Source organism: Aeromonas sp. MaB10011B (assembly GCF_017939325.1).
In the GTDB taxonomy this organism is placed as follows: domain Bacteria; phylum Pseudomonadota; class Gammaproteobacteria; order Enterobacterales; family Aeromonadaceae; genus Aeromonas; species Aeromonas caviae.
In genome coordinates this window covers 31,238-46,421 of record NZ_JAGKRK010000020.1, presented here as the reverse complement: position 1 = coordinate 46,421, position 15,184 = coordinate 31,238, and the positions used below count along the sequence as shown (strand labels likewise).

Annotated in this window: 14 protein-coding genes; 7 read left to right on the top strand and 7 right to left on the bottom strand. The window is 61.0% G+C overall.

All coding sequences use genetic code 11. The annotated features are described in order from the left end of the window. Positions 1–6 precede the first annotated feature (6 nt). Both J9893_RS07845 and J9893_RS07840 read right to left on the bottom strand, forming a co-directional pair. Complete coding sequence (locus tag J9893_RS07845) at positions 7–1,854, bottom strand: DUF3413 domain-containing protein (protein WP_041212785.1); 1,848 nt, start codon at positions 1,852–1,854, stop codon at positions 7–9. A 43-nt stretch (positions 1,855–1,897) separates the two neighbouring features. Continuing rightward, positions 1,898–2,125 carry a YejL family protein gene (locus tag J9893_RS07840; protein ID WP_039038627.1) on the bottom strand — a complete coding sequence of 76 codons (228 nt, stop codon included), beginning with the start codon at positions 2,123–2,125 and terminating at the stop codon, positions 1,898–1,900. Positions 2,126–2,198: 73 nt separating this feature from the next. Here J9893_RS07840 and yejK point away from each other — a divergent pair, with 73 nt between their 5' ends. From yejK to ugpC, 5 genes are all read left to right on the top strand, one after another. Next, positions 2,199–3,248: a nucleoid-associated protein YejK gene (gene yejK, locus J9893_RS07835; protein WP_182954235.1), complete on the top strand. Its 1,050-nt coding sequence runs from the start codon at positions 2,199–2,201 to the stop codon at positions 3,246–3,248. Positions 3,249–3,643: 395 nt separating this feature from the next. After that, positions 3,644–4,825: a maltose/maltodextrin ABC transporter substrate-binding protein MalE gene (gene malE, locus J9893_RS07830; RefSeq protein WP_041212786.1), complete on the top strand. Its 1,182-nt coding sequence runs from the start codon at positions 3,644–3,646 to the stop codon at positions 4,823–4,825. Between the two features lie 73 nt (positions 4,826–4,898). After that, the gene (gene malF, locus J9893_RS07825) at positions 4,899–6,554 is read left to right on the top strand and encodes a maltose ABC transporter permease MalF (protein WP_049637099.1); all 1,656 of its coding nucleotides are present in this window, start codon (positions 4,899–4,901) and stop codon (positions 6,552–6,554) included. 12 nt (positions 6,555–6,566) lie between these two features. Beyond that, positions 6,567–7,457: a maltose ABC transporter permease MalG gene (malG, locus tag J9893_RS07820; protein WP_010674251.1), complete on the top strand. Its 891-nt coding sequence runs from the start codon at positions 6,567–6,569 to the stop codon at positions 7,455–7,457. A 71-nt stretch (positions 7,458–7,528) separates the two neighbouring features. Further along, the gene (gene ugpC, locus J9893_RS07815) at positions 7,529–8,665 is read left to right on the top strand and encodes a sn-glycerol-3-phosphate ABC transporter ATP-binding protein UgpC (protein WP_041212788.1); all 1,137 of its coding nucleotides are present in this window, start codon (positions 7,529–7,531) and stop codon (positions 8,663–8,665) included. Between the two features lie 127 nt (positions 8,666–8,792). Here the strand turns inward: ugpC and ppk2 are convergent, their stop codons facing one another. After that, the gene (ppk2, locus tag J9893_RS07810; protein WP_010674253.1) at positions 8,793–9,623 is read right to left on the bottom strand and encodes a polyphosphate kinase 2; all 831 of its coding nucleotides are present in this window, start codon (positions 9,621–9,623) and stop codon (positions 8,793–8,795) included. A gap of 118 nt (positions 9,624–9,741) precedes the next feature. On the opposite strand from ppk2, the gene J9893_RS07805 reads away from it, so the two are divergent. After that, positions 9,742–10,548, top strand: a complete 807-nt coding sequence (locus tag J9893_RS07805) for an alpha/beta fold hydrolase (RefSeq protein ID WP_210599943.1) — start codon at positions 9,742–9,744, stop codon at positions 10,546–10,548. A 66-nt stretch (positions 10,549–10,614) separates the two neighbouring features. Here J9893_RS07805 and J9893_RS07800 read toward each other — a convergent pair whose 3' ends face one another. The 3 genes from J9893_RS07800 to J9893_RS07790 all read right to left on the bottom strand — a co-directional run bounded on the left by J9893_RS07800 (position 10,615) and on the right by J9893_RS07790 (position 12,952). Further along, positions 10,615–11,424, bottom strand: coding sequence for a MipA/OmpV family protein (locus J9893_RS07800; RefSeq protein WP_234657437.1), 810 nt, complete (start codon positions 11,422–11,424; stop codon positions 10,615–10,617). A 174-nt stretch (positions 11,425–11,598) separates the two neighbouring features. Further along, positions 11,599–12,669, bottom strand: a complete 1,071-nt coding sequence (locus J9893_RS07795; RefSeq protein ID WP_029314318.1) for an AI-2E family transporter — start codon at positions 12,667–12,669, stop codon at positions 11,599–11,601. A 22-nt stretch (positions 12,670–12,691) separates the two neighbouring features. Next, positions 12,692–12,952: a sulfurtransferase TusA family protein gene (locus J9893_RS07790; protein WP_141116471.1), complete on the bottom strand. Its 261-nt coding sequence runs from the start codon at positions 12,950–12,952 to the stop codon at positions 12,692–12,694. 127 nt (positions 12,953–13,079) lie between these two features. Here J9893_RS07790 and J9893_RS07785 point away from each other — a divergent pair, with 127 nt between their 5' ends. After that, a complete protein-coding gene (locus tag J9893_RS07785; protein WP_223918331.1) occupies positions 13,080–14,534 on the top strand; it encodes a M48 family metalloprotease in 1,455 nt (484 codons plus the stop codon). A gap of 133 nt (positions 14,535–14,667) precedes the next feature. Here J9893_RS07785 and J9893_RS07780 read toward each other — a convergent pair whose 3' ends face one another. Further along, positions 14,668–15,147 (bottom strand): TlpA disulfide reductase family protein, encoded by a 480-nt coding sequence (locus tag J9893_RS07780; protein WP_210599944.1) that lies wholly within the window; start codon positions 15,145–15,147, stop codon positions 14,668–14,670. Positions 15,148–15,184 lie beyond the last annotated feature (37 nt).

Below are 15,184 nucleotides of genomic sequence, written 5' to 3'. Positions count from 1 at the left end.
CGCTGATCAGGGGGCGCGATAGAAGCGATTGAGCTCGTTCATCACCTGGATCAGGGTGCCCATGTCCGGGGTGCCGTGCTTGATGGGGCGATAGGTGTCGCGGTCCAGCAGCTCGAAGTCCCCCTGCTTGTTGAACTGGGTGATGGTGTTGCCCTGATAGATGGCGAAGTCATTCTGATCCCCCGCCAGCAGCCAGGTGCGTGTACTGGCTTCGAACAGGTTGCGCCCCGTGCTGTAGTCACGATAGGGGTTGCGTACACCCAGCATGTTCTTCATCAGGGTCGGTACCAGATCCAGGTGGCTGCTCGCCTGCGCCTGGGGCGCAGGTTCGGCACCAGGCCAGGCCAGCACCAGGGGGACCTGCACCTGATAGGTCGAGTAATTGCTGCCATAGCCCCAGCTGTTGCTCTGGGTCTCGTTGAACTCCTGACCGTGGTTGGAGGTGACCACGACGATGGTTTGCTCATCAAGCCCCTGCAATTGCAGTTGGGTCAGCATCTGCTCCAGCAGTTGATCGGTATAGAAGACCGCGTTCTTGTAGCGGTTCTCCAGCTTCTGCAGGTTCTCGGGCCGATAGGCAGTGGCCGGGTTGAAGCGGGTCAACTCGGGCTGGAAGGGACCCTTGATGCTGGCGGGCACCTGATAATCCCCCGGGCTAGAGAGATAGACCAGAGAGAACCAGGGTCTGTCCGCGGTGCGCGTGCCAAGCCACTGCTGCCAGTCGTCGATGAGCCTGCGGTCATCGGTCTGGCGGGAGACGAAGACCTGTTTGCGCAGACCCGCAAGCAGACTTTGGCGATACTGCTTGGCATCTTCCAGTGCACCGAACAGGCCGAACTGGTAGTCCTGACGCAGCATCTCGTCGAACAGCACAGGGGGGCGCTTGTCGGCCCGGATGTCCCCGTAATAGTGGCCGGGCAGCCCGTAGAAGAGGCTGAACATCCCCATGGCTTCATCATTGCCACCACTCATGTGCTGGCGGAAATTGAAGTGGTTGTCCGCGTAGCGTTGCAGATTGGGCATGTTGATGTTGTTGAGCATGTCGGCTCGCAGGGAGTCGACCACCACCACCAGCAGGTTCTTGTGATCGCTGGGTGCGCTCACGCTGAGGGGGCGCAAGGGATAGAGCAGACGGTGCTCAGCGCTTCCCTGATCTTCGGCCTTCTTCTCATACTGCTCGAGGTCGAGCCAGCCATGCTTGGCCAGGAAGCTCCTGGCGGTCATGGGGTAGGAGAGGGGGAAGTTGGCGCGCTGCATGGTGATGGGTTGATACAGGGTCGCATCCGCCCAGCTGTTGACCAGATGGGTCAGGATGAAGCAGACCAGCAGGGCCAGCCCCACCTGATTACCATACTGGCGGCGTTTGCGCTTGTTGATCTTGCGCCACACATAGGCCGACAGCAGCAGTTGCAGCAGGAAGATGGCGGGCACCGCCACGAAGATGATGCTCCAGATAGAGCCCTCTTCGGTCTGCGCCTGATCCAGCAGCAGTTGCCACACCTGGCCATTCAAGTGGAACTTGAACAGCTGGAACACCTGGGTGTCGATAAGCAGCAGCACCAGCGCCAGGGTGGCGATGATGGATGAAATGAAGCGCAGCGGCTTCTCCCTGGGCAGGATGAAGCTCAAGGGGAAGATGGTCAGCAGATAGGTGACGAAGCTCAGGAACGAGAAATGACCTATCCAGCTGATGACGAGATAGGTCACGCCGAGTGTGGTCGATGGCCAGCTGATGGCGCCCAGGTAACGGGTCGAGATCAGCATGGCCAGGATGATGTTGAAGAAGGAGAACCAATGCCCCCAGGTGATCAGGCGAGAGACATTATCGCGATAGGGGTTGCCGGTTTCGACCATAATGATCCATCTGCTTGAAAAACATCAAAGAATGCGAAGAAACTCAGTGCGCATCGTGGCGATGGCCCACCGAGGCGGTGAGTGCCTGGATGAACTTCTCGGTGATCGCCTGGCGCTGGGCCGGGGCCATGCCGTTGATGATGTTGGTGGTCAAGTTGCCAAGGACCATCAGACTGAGATCCACCGGTGCCTTGTGTTTCTCCAGGGCGGTGATCAGGTCGTTCATCAGGGCGTCAAACTGCTCGTTATTGTACTTTGATACGATGGGCATAATCTTGGGTTCACCTCGGTTCAAAGCGCCTTATAATACTTCACCCTTTCGGCTAACACTATGGCTTTGTGACATGAGTCTCGATATCGACAAGATCATTCTTCACTCCCTGCGGGCGGGCAACGATGGCCAGCCCCACGCCGATACCCGCAGCCAGACCCTGCCTGCCGACGAGGCGGTACAAGGGCTGATGGCGGAGCTGCATCGCATCTACAACGGCAAGGGGGGGAAGGGCTTTGGCTTCTTCGCCGATCCCGAGGCCGCCGTCGCCGGGCTGGCGGAGGGGGAAGACGCCCCCAAGCAGCCTTCCCCCGCCTTTCGCATCGCCCTGGAGCAGCTGCTGGCGGAGCAGACCGAGTTCGTCCCCTTTTCCGTCAACCTGACCCAGATGCTGGTCAAGCAGCTGGTGGAGCATGCCCTGGACGAGCAGGGGGTGTTGCTGATTGCCAAGTACAACTATGTGGGGGTGGATTACCTGATGATCGCCCTGCTGGAAGGCAAGGAGAGCGTCACCGTGAGCGAGGCGCTGGAGCTGCGCCACATCCAGTACCTGGATATCGGCAAACTCAATCTGGTGGCCCGCATCGATCTCACCGAGTGGAAAACCCAAGGGGATTCGCGTCGTTATATCACCTTCAGCAAGGGCCGGGTCGGTCGCAAGCTGGGGGATTTCTTCATGGATCTGCTGGGGGCCCGGGAGGGCATGGATGCCAAGATCCAGAACAAGGGGTTGCTGCAGGCGGTGGACGATTACTGCGACAGCCGCCAGCTCGAACCGGCCGAGCGCAATGACTACAAGAAGCAGGTCTTCAAATATTGCACCGAGCAGGCCAGCGCCGGCGAGGAGATCGAGATCAAGGAGCTGTCGGCGGAATTGCCCGGTGATGGGGACCTCGATTTTTACAGCTTCATCGGTCAGGAGTACGAGCTGGAGGAGCGCTTCCCGGCGGACCGTTCCACCCTGCGGGGCTTGACCAAGTTTGTGGGCTCCGGTGGCGGCCTGACTCTGAGCTTCGAGCAGAAGTTGCTCAACAGCCGGGTCTTTTACGATCCCCAGACCGACACCCTGACCATCAGGGGAGTCCCGCCCAATCTCAAGGATCAATTGCTGCGCCAGTCGTAATGTGATCCAGTCGTCATTTCTTGCAAAAAGGCACCGGAGTCCGCTCCGGTGCCTTTTTATTTAAGGGGGTGATGTAGATGGAAACCACCTCAGTACTTTTGTTAACACATTGAACAAAATATCGGGAATGAAAGGGTTTTCAGTGGGGTGAAATCCCTTTCAATGACGTAAATTGATTTCCTTTCTGTAATTTAATTTCCATATCTTGGCAAAAATATGGGGATATCCCTTCCTAAGTCGCTGAAATAAGAAAATGTTTTCATAACTTTCTGGAAGAAAATACGTAATTGCATTTCAAAAATGCGAGGCGTGTCATGTGAGGCATTGACTGCTTGGGATAATATGCATCTGCACACAATGCTCTTACAGCGCGGAACTAATACAAGGAAAGGCTCATGAAAAAGAAATTGCTGTCATCCCTGATCGGTCTGGCTACCCTGGGCGTGGCCTGCTCTGCCACTGCTGCCATTGATGAAGGTCAGCTGACCATCTGGATCAACGGTGACAAGGGCTACAACGGCCTGGCCGAAGTCGGCAAGAAGTTTGAAGCCGAAACCGGCATCAAGGTCACCGTCGCCCACCCGGATCAGGTTGAAGTCAAATTCCAGCAAGCCGCCGCCACCGGCAACGGCCCGGACATCTTCTTCTGGGCTCACGACCGTTACGGTGAGTGGGTCAAGTCCGGTCTGCTGGTTCCCGTGACCCCGAATACCGCCACCAAGGCCAAGTTCGAGCAATTCGCCTGGGATGCCATGACCGTCGATGGCAAGACCTATGGCTACCCGGTCGCGGTAGAAGCCGTCAGCCTGATTTACAACAAGGATCTGTTGCCCAACCCGCCGAAGACCTTCGAAGAGATCGCCAAGATCGACGAAGACCTGAAGAAAAATGGCAAGCGCGCCATCATGTGGGCCTATGACACCCCCTACTTCAGCTACCCCCTGGTGGCTGCCAACGGTGGTTACGCCTTCAAGAAGACCGCCACCGGCTATGACGTCAAAGACACCGGCGTGAACAACGCAGGTGCCAAGGCCGGCGTCGGCTACATCTCCGAGATGATCAAATCCGGTCACCTGGAGAAGGGCATTGACTACGGTGTGATGGACGCCAAGTTCAACAAGGGCGAAGTGGCCATGATGATCAACGGTCCCTGGGCTTGGAGCAACCTGGACAAGAGCGGCATCAAGTATGGCGTAGCCCAGCTGCCGACCCTGAAAGGCAAGCCCGCCAAGGCCTTCGTTGGCGTACTGGGTGCCACCATCAACGCCGCCAGCCCGAACAAGGATCTGGCCATCGAGTTCCTCGAGAACTACCTGCTGACCGATGCCGGTCTGGCGCCGATGAACGCCGACAAGCCGCTGGGTGCCGTGGCCCTGAAGTCCTTCCAGAAGACCCTGGAAGCCGACCCCAACATCAAGGCCACCATGCTGAACGCCCAGAACGGCGAACCGATGCCGTCCGTGCCCGAGATGAGCCGTTTCTGGTCCTCCTTCGAAACCGCCCTCAAGAACATCACCTCTGGCCGTCAGGGTGTTGACGAAGCCCTGGATACCGCTGCCAAGCGTATCGTCCAGTAAGCATGCACTACCCGGGAGGCCTTCGGGCCTCCCACTCTCTCAATCTCTCTTGGCGCAATAAAGGTTAATTGGCATGGAAGTAGTACCTTCTATCGAATCCTATGCCGGTCCGAAGAAAGACAAGTACGTCTGGCTGAAATGGACCATGGCGGCACTGATCGCAGTGCTTAATGGTTATGCGGCCGTGATGATGTATGCCAGCGGCGAGTGGGTATTTGCCCTGCTCGATCTGGTGGTCGTCTCCGTCGGTCTCTATGTCTTCATGAACAAGAAGACCTATGCCCACCGTTATATTTTCCCCGGTGTGGCAGGCATGGTTGTTTTTATCATCTTCCCTCTTGCCTACACGATCGGCATCGCCTTCACCAACTATTCGGGATCCAACTTGCTCTCCCTTGAGCAGGCACGGGATTACCATCTGAAAAAAACCTACAAGGTGACCGGCGGTGAATTCGATTTCACCCTCCTGGGTGGTGAGAACAATCAGTTTCAGCTGCTGCTGAAACAGGACGACCAATCCTTTATCAGTCAACCCCTTACCTTGCTGAACAACAAGGCGCGTACCCTGGCCGTCCGTGAAGGACGGGTCCGTGACGAGCCCCAGGTTGTTCAGTTGCAACCCCTGGCCGGGGAGGCGACCGACAAGGCGGCACCCATTCGTGCCATCGTCGATCACCGCACCCACCTGAGTGCCCTGGATGTGGTACTGCCCGAAGGCAATATCCATCTGACCCTGAGCAGCCTGCGCAAGTTCGCCGCCCAGAAACAGCTCTATACCCAGCTGGTCGACGGCGCCGTGCTCAAGTCCGGCGTCATGATCAAGGACAGCAACCTGCTGCGTGACAACCAGAGCGGCGAGCTGATGCAGCCCAACGGTGACACCGGCTTCTACCAGTACATCGATGCGGAAGGTCACTTCGTCGGCAAGGGCATTGCCCCCGGTTTCGTGGTGAGCGTGGGTTGGAAAAACTTCATGCGCATCATGACGGACCCGGGTATCCAGAGTCCCTTCATGCAGATCTTCGTCTGGACCGTGATCTTCTCCGCCTGTTCGGTGGCGTTCACCCTGGCGATTGGCATGGTGTTGGCGTGTCTGGTGCAGTGGGAGCAGCTCAGGGGGCGTGGTTTCTACCGGGTCATGCTGATCCTGCCCTATGCGATACCGGCGTTCATCTCCATCCTGGTGTTCAAGGGCTTGTTCAACCAGAACTTCGGTGAAATCAACCTGTTCCTGGAAGCGGCCTTCGGCATCAAGCCGGACTGGTACACCAATCCCTTCCTGGCCAAGGTGATGATCCTCATCGTCAACACCTGGCTCGGTTACCCCTACATGATGATCCTCTGCATGGGCCTGCTCAAGGCGATTCCGGAAGATCTCTACGAGGCGTCTGCCATGGACGGGGCGGGGCCGGTACAGAACTTCTTCAAGATCACCGTACCGCTCTTGATGAAGCCGCTGACACCGCTGTTGATTGCATCCTTTGCCTTCAACTTCAACAACTTCGTACTTATCCAGTTGTTGACGAACGGGGCGCCGGACATCATCGGGGCCACCACGCCGGCCGGGACCACCGACTTGCTGGTGAGCTACACCTACCGGATCGCGTTCCAGGGCTCGGGTGGTCAGGACTACGGTCTGGCCAGTGCCATCGCCACCGCCATCTTCCTCATCGTGGGTGCGCTGGCCTTGCTCAACCTGAAATTGTCCAAAGCCGACAAGCAACTGTAAGGAGGCTTCAACATGGCAATCGTACAACCCAAATCAGTCAAATACCGGGTGTGGGCAACCCACCTGGTGATGTGGGGCTTCCTGGCACTGATCATCTTCCCGCTGATCATGGTCATCGCCATCTCGTTCCGTAACGGCAACTTCTCGGTGGGGGAGATCATCCCCACCAATCCGACCCTGGATCACTGGAAGCTGGCGCTCGGAATGTCCATCACCAACGCCGATGGCAGCATCACGCCGCCGCCGTTCCCGGTGCTGACCTGGCTGTGGAACTCCATCAAGGTGGCGGGCATCACCGCCCTGATGATAGTGGTGCTCTCCACCACCTGTGCCTACGCCTTCGCCCGTCTGCGGTTCCGTGGCAAGTCCACCATCCTGCAGGGCATGCTGATCTTCCAGATGTTCCCGGCGGTGCTGGCACTGGTGGCCATCTACGCGCTCTTCAACAAGATCGGTGACTACATCCCCTGGCTGGGTCTCAACACCCACGGCGGCCTGATCCTGGCCTACATGGGGGGCATTGCCCTGCACGTCTGGACCATCAAGGGCTACTTCGAGACCATCGACTCTTCCCTGGAGGAGGCGGCGGCCATCGATGGCGCTACTCCGTGGCAGGCGTTCCGCCTGATCCTGCTGCCCCTGTCGGTGCCCATTCTGGCGGTGGTGTTCATCCTGGCCTTCATCGGCTCCATCACCGAGGTGCCCATGGCCTCCATCCTGTTGCAGGATGTGAACAATCTGACCCTGGCGGTCGGGGCCCAGCAGTACCTCTATCCGCAGAACTACCTGTGGGGTGACTTCGCCGCAGCCGCCGTGCTGTCAGGCTTCCCCATCACGGTCGTCTTCCTGCTCGCCCAGCGCTGGCTGGTGGGCGGTCTGACCGCAGGCGGCGTGAAAGGTTAACGGTTCATGGCCGGGGGGAGCTGGCTCCCCCCGTCATCACGATTTGCAAAGATTCAAGAGCGGAGCTCGACATGGCTGAAGTAGTACTCAACAACGTTCGCAAAAATTACGACCCGGCTGTCCACAAGGACACCCTGCGCAGCATCAACCTCGACATCAAGGAAGGGGAGTTCATCGTCTTCGTCGGCCCGTCCGGCTGCGGCAAGTCCACCCTGCTTCGGATGATCGCGGGTCTGGAAGACATCACCAGCGGCGAGCTGACCATCGGCGGGCGCTACATGAACGACGTGCCGCCGGTGGAGCGCAACGTGGGCATGGTGTTCCAGTCCTACGCCCTCTACCCGCACATGAACATCTACGAGAACATGGCTTTTGGCCTCAAGCTCAAGAAGATGGACAAGGAGAACATCCACAAGCGGGTGATGCGCGCCGCCGAGATCCTGGGTCTCGAGCCTTTGCTGGACAGAAAGCCCAAGGCCCTTTCTGGCGGTCAGCGTCAGCGGGTGGCCATCGGCCGCTCCATCGTGCAGCAGCCGCAGGTGTTCCTGTTTGACGAACCGCTGTCGAACCTCGACGCCGCCTTGCGGGTCAAGATGCGTATCGAGATCGCCAAGCTGCACAAGGAGCTCAACTCCACCATCATCTACGTGACCCACGACCAGGTGGAGGCCATGACGCTGGCCAACCGCATCGTGGTGCTGAGCCCGCTCAAGGGCGAGGCGGCCACCAACCTGGAGCAGTTCGGCACCCCCCTCGAGCTCTACCACAACCCGGACAACAAGTTCGTGGCGGGCTTCATCGGCTCCCCCAAGATGAACTTCCTGGCGGGCGAGCTGGTGGAGATCGGCGAGCAGGAGTGCGTGGTCAAGCTCACCTCCGGCGATACCGTGCGTGCCCGGGTGGATGCCCGTCGCGGCGCGGTGGGTGACAAGGTGGAGCTGGGCATTCGCCCCGAGCACCTGGTGCCGCTGGGTCATGCCCATGCCGACAGCCGCGTGAGCGGCGTGGTGCAGGTAGCCGAACACCTGGGGGCAGAATCCTTCGTCTACATGGACGTGGATGGTCACGACTTTACCGTCAAGGCGAGCTCCGACATCGACGTGGCCACCGGCCAGGAGTACAGCATCGGCATCCCGGCCGAAGCCTGCTACCTGTTCGATGCCAAAGAGCAGGCGTTCCCGCGCACGGCCAAATATATCCGCGCCTGAGAGGGCGAGAGTGCCAGGTTTTCCTTTCTATACGTTCAATGCCTTTTGCCGGTCGCAAGACCGGCTTTTTATTGCCCGTCATCCGAGGCCCGGGTTCCGGCCAGCGGGTGCGGCTGGCCGGGGCCCGTCACTGTCCGTGCTTGTCTGACTCGAGGGCGGCGGTGACGTCCGGCACGAAGTGCTGGCTGGTGAGCGGAGGGCGCTCATACCCTTCGGTCTTGATGGGAGGCAGGGTGATGGGCTCGTAGTGGATCGCCTCGTAGGGCACCTTGCCAAGGAGGTGGGAGATGCAGTTGAGGCGGGCGCGGCGCTTGTCGTCGGCGTCCACCACGAACCAGGGGCAATCCTCGGTATCCGTGTAGGTGAACATGTCATCCTTGGCGCGGGAATACTCGACCCAGCGGGAGCGGGATTGCAGATCCATGGGGCTGAATTTCCAGCGCTTGATGGGAGTGTTGATGCGCTCCTTGAAGCGTTTCTCCTGCTCTTCGTCGCTGACCGAGAACCAGTATTTGATGAGGGTGATGCCGGAGCGGATCAACATCCGCTCGAATTCGGGGCAGGCACGCAGGAATTCGCGATACTCGTCGTCGCTGCAAAAGCCCATCACCCGTTCGACCCCGGCCCGGTTGTACCAGGAGCGATCAAACAGCACCATCTCGCCCGCCGAGGGCAGGTGCGCAACGTAGCGCTGGAAGTACCACTGGGTACGCTCCCGATCCGAGGGGGCGGGCAGGGCGGTGACCCGGCAGACCCGGGGGTTGAGGGGTTCGGTGATCGCCTTGATGACGCCCCCCTTGCCCGCGGCGTCGCGCCCCTCGAACAGCACCACCACTTTGAGCCCCTCCTGCTTGACCCACTCCTGCAACTTGACCAGCTCCTCCTGCAGGTGGGCTAGGTGATGTTCGTAGGTCTTCTTGTCCAGACGGGGGCGTTTCTTGCTCTTTTCCTTGGCCATCATCCTCTCCTTGGTGACTCCTCGATGTGAGTCTCTCCAGCTTGCACCAGGCGGGCACCCCTGCCAAGGGTGGCGTGTTACACTGCCGCCTCATCAGCCGCTGGCAACAGGAGAAAACATGAAGCAGTTTATGGAGATAGCGGGCCGCCGCATGGCCTATCGGGACGAGGGGCAGGGTCCGGCACTGCTCTTTGGCCACAGTTACCTGTGGGACAGTGCCATGTGGGCACCGCAAATCGAGGCCCTCAAGGGGCAGTATCGCTGCATCGTGCCCGAGCTTTGGGGTCACGGGGATTCCGATGTGCTGCCCGAGGGGCCCTGCACCCTTGCGACCCTGGCCCGGGATCACCTGGTGCTGCTCGATGCCCTCGGCATCGACGAGTGCGTGCTGGTGGGGCTCTCCATCGGTGGCATGTGGGGCGTGGAGCTGGCGCGCATGGCGCCTGCTCGCCTCAAGGGCCTGGTGCTGATGGACTGCTTCGTCGGCCTTGAACCCCAGATCACCTGCGAGCGCTATCTCGGCATGCTGGCGATGATCGAGCAGGTCGGCGCCGTGCCTGCGCCCATCGCCGATCAGGTGGCGCCGCTCTTCTTCGCCCATCAACCGGACGCGGCCCTGATGGCCGGTTTCAAGGCCCGGCTGGCCCAATGGCCCGCCGACAAGGTGGCGAGCCTGGTGGCGGTGGGGCGCAGCTTCGTGACCCGGGAGGAGCGCATCGACTGGCTCGAAGAGATGAGGCTGCCCGCACTGGTGATGACGGGGTGCGAGGACAAGGCTCGCCCTGTGCTGGAGGGGTATCTGATGGCCGAGGTGCTGGGGTGCCCGTTCAGGGAGATCCCGGGGGCCGGTCACATCTCGACCCTGGAGAATCCCGCGTTCATCAACCAGGTGCTCGCCGAATTTCTCGCCGAAGTGGCAGGGTGACGCTGCGCCGGATAGCCGTAAAAAAGGAGCCATGGGCTCCTTTTTTGTTGCCCAGTCCGGATGGGGCTACCAGATGTAGCCCACCCCGAAGCCTGCATAGGGTTCTCCCTGATGCTGGACGATGGGGCTGTCCGCGATGTCGTCGTCGTAGCGCTCGTAGTTGATGCCAAAGCCGCCAATCCAGTTGGCGCTGAAGCGATAGCTGCCGATGAGGGAGACCATGGGGGAGAGGGTGGTGCCCGTGTTCCACGCCGGCCTGTCCGCCCTCGCTTCGTCTTGCGAGACACCGCCGAAGTAGTAGTTGGCGAGGTTGTGGCTGCGCAGCATCACGCCGGCTCCCGGCATCAGCAGCAGGGGACCGCGGATGATGGGGAAGTTGGCCCACAGCATCAGCTCCTGACCGTTGCTGGTGCCGGTCACATCCGTGGTGGCCCGCACGCTCCAGAGGGCGTAGGGAGTGATGAGATCGGCCCCGAACCCCGCTTCGAACTGCCCCTTGCGCTTCTCCATGCCATGGAGGAAGGGGTCGTCGTCCGGGTCCAGGTTGCCAAAGCGCATCCGGCCGAAGGCATAGGTCGAGAGGTTGCCATTGCGGCTCAGGTAGTAGCGGGCCCGATCCCCCAGATACATCAGGTTGTCACCAAAATAGAGGGCCCCCGGGATGGGCATCAGGGTGTCGTCCTGGTGCTGGTAACGGGCCTGACCGCCGATGACGGCCCCGCCCAGCACCAGCCCCTTGGGAATGGGGCTGTCAGGGCTGTCGCTGGAGAAGGCGCTGAGGGCCCCGATATCGAGGTCTGCCCGGACGGGAGAACAGAACAGCAGTGCCAGAAAGGCACCCAGAGAGGCATGGCGCAGGGCAGGGAGTGGGGGCATGACAGATCCTTGTCGGTGGGTAGGCAGTGGTAACGAATCAGACCTGCGTAGCAAGTCAAACGGATGTCGGCTTTCAATTAAACCCGACAAGGCAAGCATGAGCCAGCGTCACGGAGGTGCTGCTGGTGGCCGGTATCTGGAAGGGGCGAGACCCGGCCTCGCCCCTTGCCAGGGTCAGGGGGCGGGGCGGGGGAGATCTTCCCGCTTGGGCCAGGCGTTGAGCACCGCTTTGACCAGTGTGGCGAGGGGAATGGCGAAGAAGACGCCCCAAAAGCCCCACAGACCGCCAAACACCAGCACGGCGATGATGATGGCTACCGGGTGCAGGTTGACCGCCTCGGAGAAGAGCAGGGGGACCAGCAGGTTGCCGTCGAGGGCCTGGATCACGAAATAGGCCACCATCAGCCAGGCGAAGTCGGGGGTCAGCCCCCACTGGAACAGGGCCACCATGGCCACTGGCACGGTCACCGCGGCGGCGCCAATATAGGGGATGAGCACGGAGAAGCCCACCGCGACCGCCAGCAGGGCGGAGTAGCGCAATCCCATCAGGGCGAAGGGCACATAGGTGGCGATGCCGACGATGACGATCTCGATCACCTTGCCGCGGATGTAGTTGATGATCTGGTCGTTCATCTCCACCCAGACCCGGTTCACCAGGGTGCGGTTGCGGGGGAGGAAGCGGCGCAGGCCCCCCATCAGCACCTGTTTGTCCTTGAGCATGAAGAAGACCATCAGGGGCACCAGGATGGCGTAGATGAGGATGGCCACCACGTTGATGAGGGAGCTCAAAGAGGCACTCACCAGTTGTTCACCGCCGGTCAGGATGCGCTGGCGAATGTTGTCGATGATGGTCTCCACCAGGCTGACGTCGATGATCTCGGGGTATTTTTCCGGCAGGGTGCGGACATAGTCCTGGGCATGGGCCAGCATGGCGGGGGCCTCCTTGGCCAGGTTGACCCCCTGGCTCACCAGCGTCGGGATGAGGCCCAGCAGCATCAGTGTCGTCACCGTGATGAACAGCAGCAGGACCAGGCTGGTGGCGACGGTGCGAGAAAGGCCGCCCCGTTGCAGGCGACTCACCGGCCACTCCAGCAGATAGGCCATCACCAGGGCCACCAGCAGCGGTGCCAGCAGATCCCCAAACAGCCAGAGCACGGCAAAGCAGAAGACCAGCAGCAGGAAGAGGGTGACGGCATCGGGGTCGGAAAAACGGGTCTGATACCAGCGCTTCAATACATCTAACATCGAGGCTTCCTTGAATGGCGGCTCACGGGGTGGGTGGCATGGGCTCGGGGGCGTCCCGGGGGGGACGGGCGACGACGAGCAGCAGGGAGAGGCGGGCAGCTGACTCTTCCCGGGTCTGGACTTGATGACCCTGACGGCGCAGATAGGCGGGAATGTCCTGCCGGGAGCCTGCATCCCCGAGCTGGATGCACACGGATTGACCGGGCCGGGCCTGGCGCAACCAGAGCTTGAGCCGGATGAGGGGCTCGGGACAACGCCAGGGGGTCAGGTCGAGCTGTTCCATGAGAACTCCATCGCGTGCGTGGCGGTCATTATGGCCGTGATGAGAGGATGAAACAACGCTTGTGGGCCTTGAATGGCAAGGGTATTCTGCCGATGCCCGCTGGGGTCTGATTGGAGATAGAGATAACGTGGCACGTTTTTCCCCCCTGATAGCATCGCTTCCCCTGTTGGTCACCCTGATGGGGGCGACCTTCCACGCCCAGGGGAGCAACCAGTTGCCCGACATCGGTACCGCCGGGGTCGCCGCACTGCCCATCGAGCAGGAGGTGCGCTACGGCAACGCCTTCATGCGTTTTGCCCGGGCGGGCCTGCCCATCATCGATGACCCCGTGCTCAACGAATACATCGACGATCTGGGCCAGCGGCTGCTGACCAATGCCGACGGGGTGCGCTTCCCGTTCACCTTCTTCCTCATCAATGATCCCAGCATCAACGCGGCGGCCTTTCTCGGTGGCCGGGTCAAGGTGCACACCGGCCTCTTCCTCTACGCCGAGAGCGAGAGCGAGCTGGCCTCGGTACTGGCCCACGAAATCACCCACGTGACCCAGCGTCACATCGCCCGTTACATGGAGGCACAGGCGAGCAGCTCCGCCATGACCCTGGCCGGCCTGGTGGGCTCCATTGCACTCGCGGTGATCAACCCCACCGCCGGCATCGCGGCCTTGCAGACCACGCTTGGCTTGTCGATGCAGTCGGCCATCAACTACACCCGGGACAACGAATACGAGGCGGATCGCATCGGCATGAAGACGCTGTATGACGCCGGGTTCGATCCCATGGGCATGGCCAACTTCTTCCAGAAGCTGGCGGCGGAGTACCGCTATGCCAGCAAGCCGCCGGAGATGCTGCTGACTCACCCCCTGCCGGAGACCCGGATCAGCGAAGCCCGTGCCCGGGCCGGGAGCTATGGCGCGCGCGCCCTGCCGCCGAGCCTGGACTTCTGGCTGGCCAAGGTGCGCATCCAGGTGCGCTATGGCACCGAGACGCCCCAGGCGCTGCTCACCTACTTCGACAGCCGCCTGCAGAAGGGGGATTACCCCCTCAAGGATGCCGCCATCTATGGCAAGGCGCTGGCCCTGTTGCAGCTCAAGCGCACCGACGAGGCCGACACCCTGATGCAGGAGCTGGCGACCCGTCACCCGGAGGATCTCTTCGTGGTGGATGCCCTGACCGACATCGATCTCGCCAAGGGGCGCAGCGCCCAGGCCATCGCCAGACTGGAGCGCTTCCGCACCCGGATGCCGGACAACGAGGTGGTGGTGGTGAACCTCGGCAACGCCTATCTGGAGGGGGGCAACTACAAGAAGTCCATCGCCATCCTGGACCCTTATGCCCGTGAACACGACGAGAACAGCCTGGCCTGGAGCCTGCTGTCGGACGCCTACCGCAAGGCGGGCAGAATGACGGACCTGCACATGGCACGGGCGGAGACCCTCTCCCTGCGCGGGGACTACCAGGCGGCCATCGACGAACTGATCGTGGCGCGGGGCACCACCAGTGACAAGCTGACCCTGGCCCGCATCGAGGCGCGTATCACCCAGCTGGAGCGGGCCAAGAAGGATCTGGACAGCCTCAAGGGCTGAGTCAGGAGCGGGTTGATGGCAGGCGGGGTGCTCCTTTGGGGGCACCCCGCCTTGTTTTGCAGGCTAAAATAGGGCCTTTCATCGGTTTCAACGCATCTTGATGATGAAGAAATGAGAGTGATGGATCGCTCTGCTATGGGGCGCTCGCCACGCGGCGTTTTATCTCGGCGAGCTTCTGCTCGTCCAGCTCCCCCACCAGGGTCTCCAGCAGCGTGCCCCTGGCATCGAGCAGATAGCTGGTGGGCAGCGCCCCGGGCCTTGGGAACGGGAGGCGGGCGCCGTCATCCGGGATCATCAGGGGAACCCTGATGGCGTGGCGCCGTGCCAGCTCGGTCAGTTCGGCGGGGGAGGCGGGGTCATAGTTGATGGCGATCACCCGGATCTGACCTTCCTGGTGCAATGTTGCCAGCAGGGGCATCTCCCGCAGGCAGGGGGCGCACCAGGGGGCGAAGTAGTTGACCAGCAGCGGCTTGCCACCGAGATCCGCGAGGCTGACCTTCTTTCCCGCGCCGTCGGTGAAGTCGGGTGCCGGGCTGCAGGCCCCCAGCAGGGTTGCCACAATCAGCCAACAGATCCGTTTCATTTCCATAGCCTTCCCGCTTACCCTGACCATCCGTTTCCCCTACAATAGCGCCATTTCTTGTCCCATC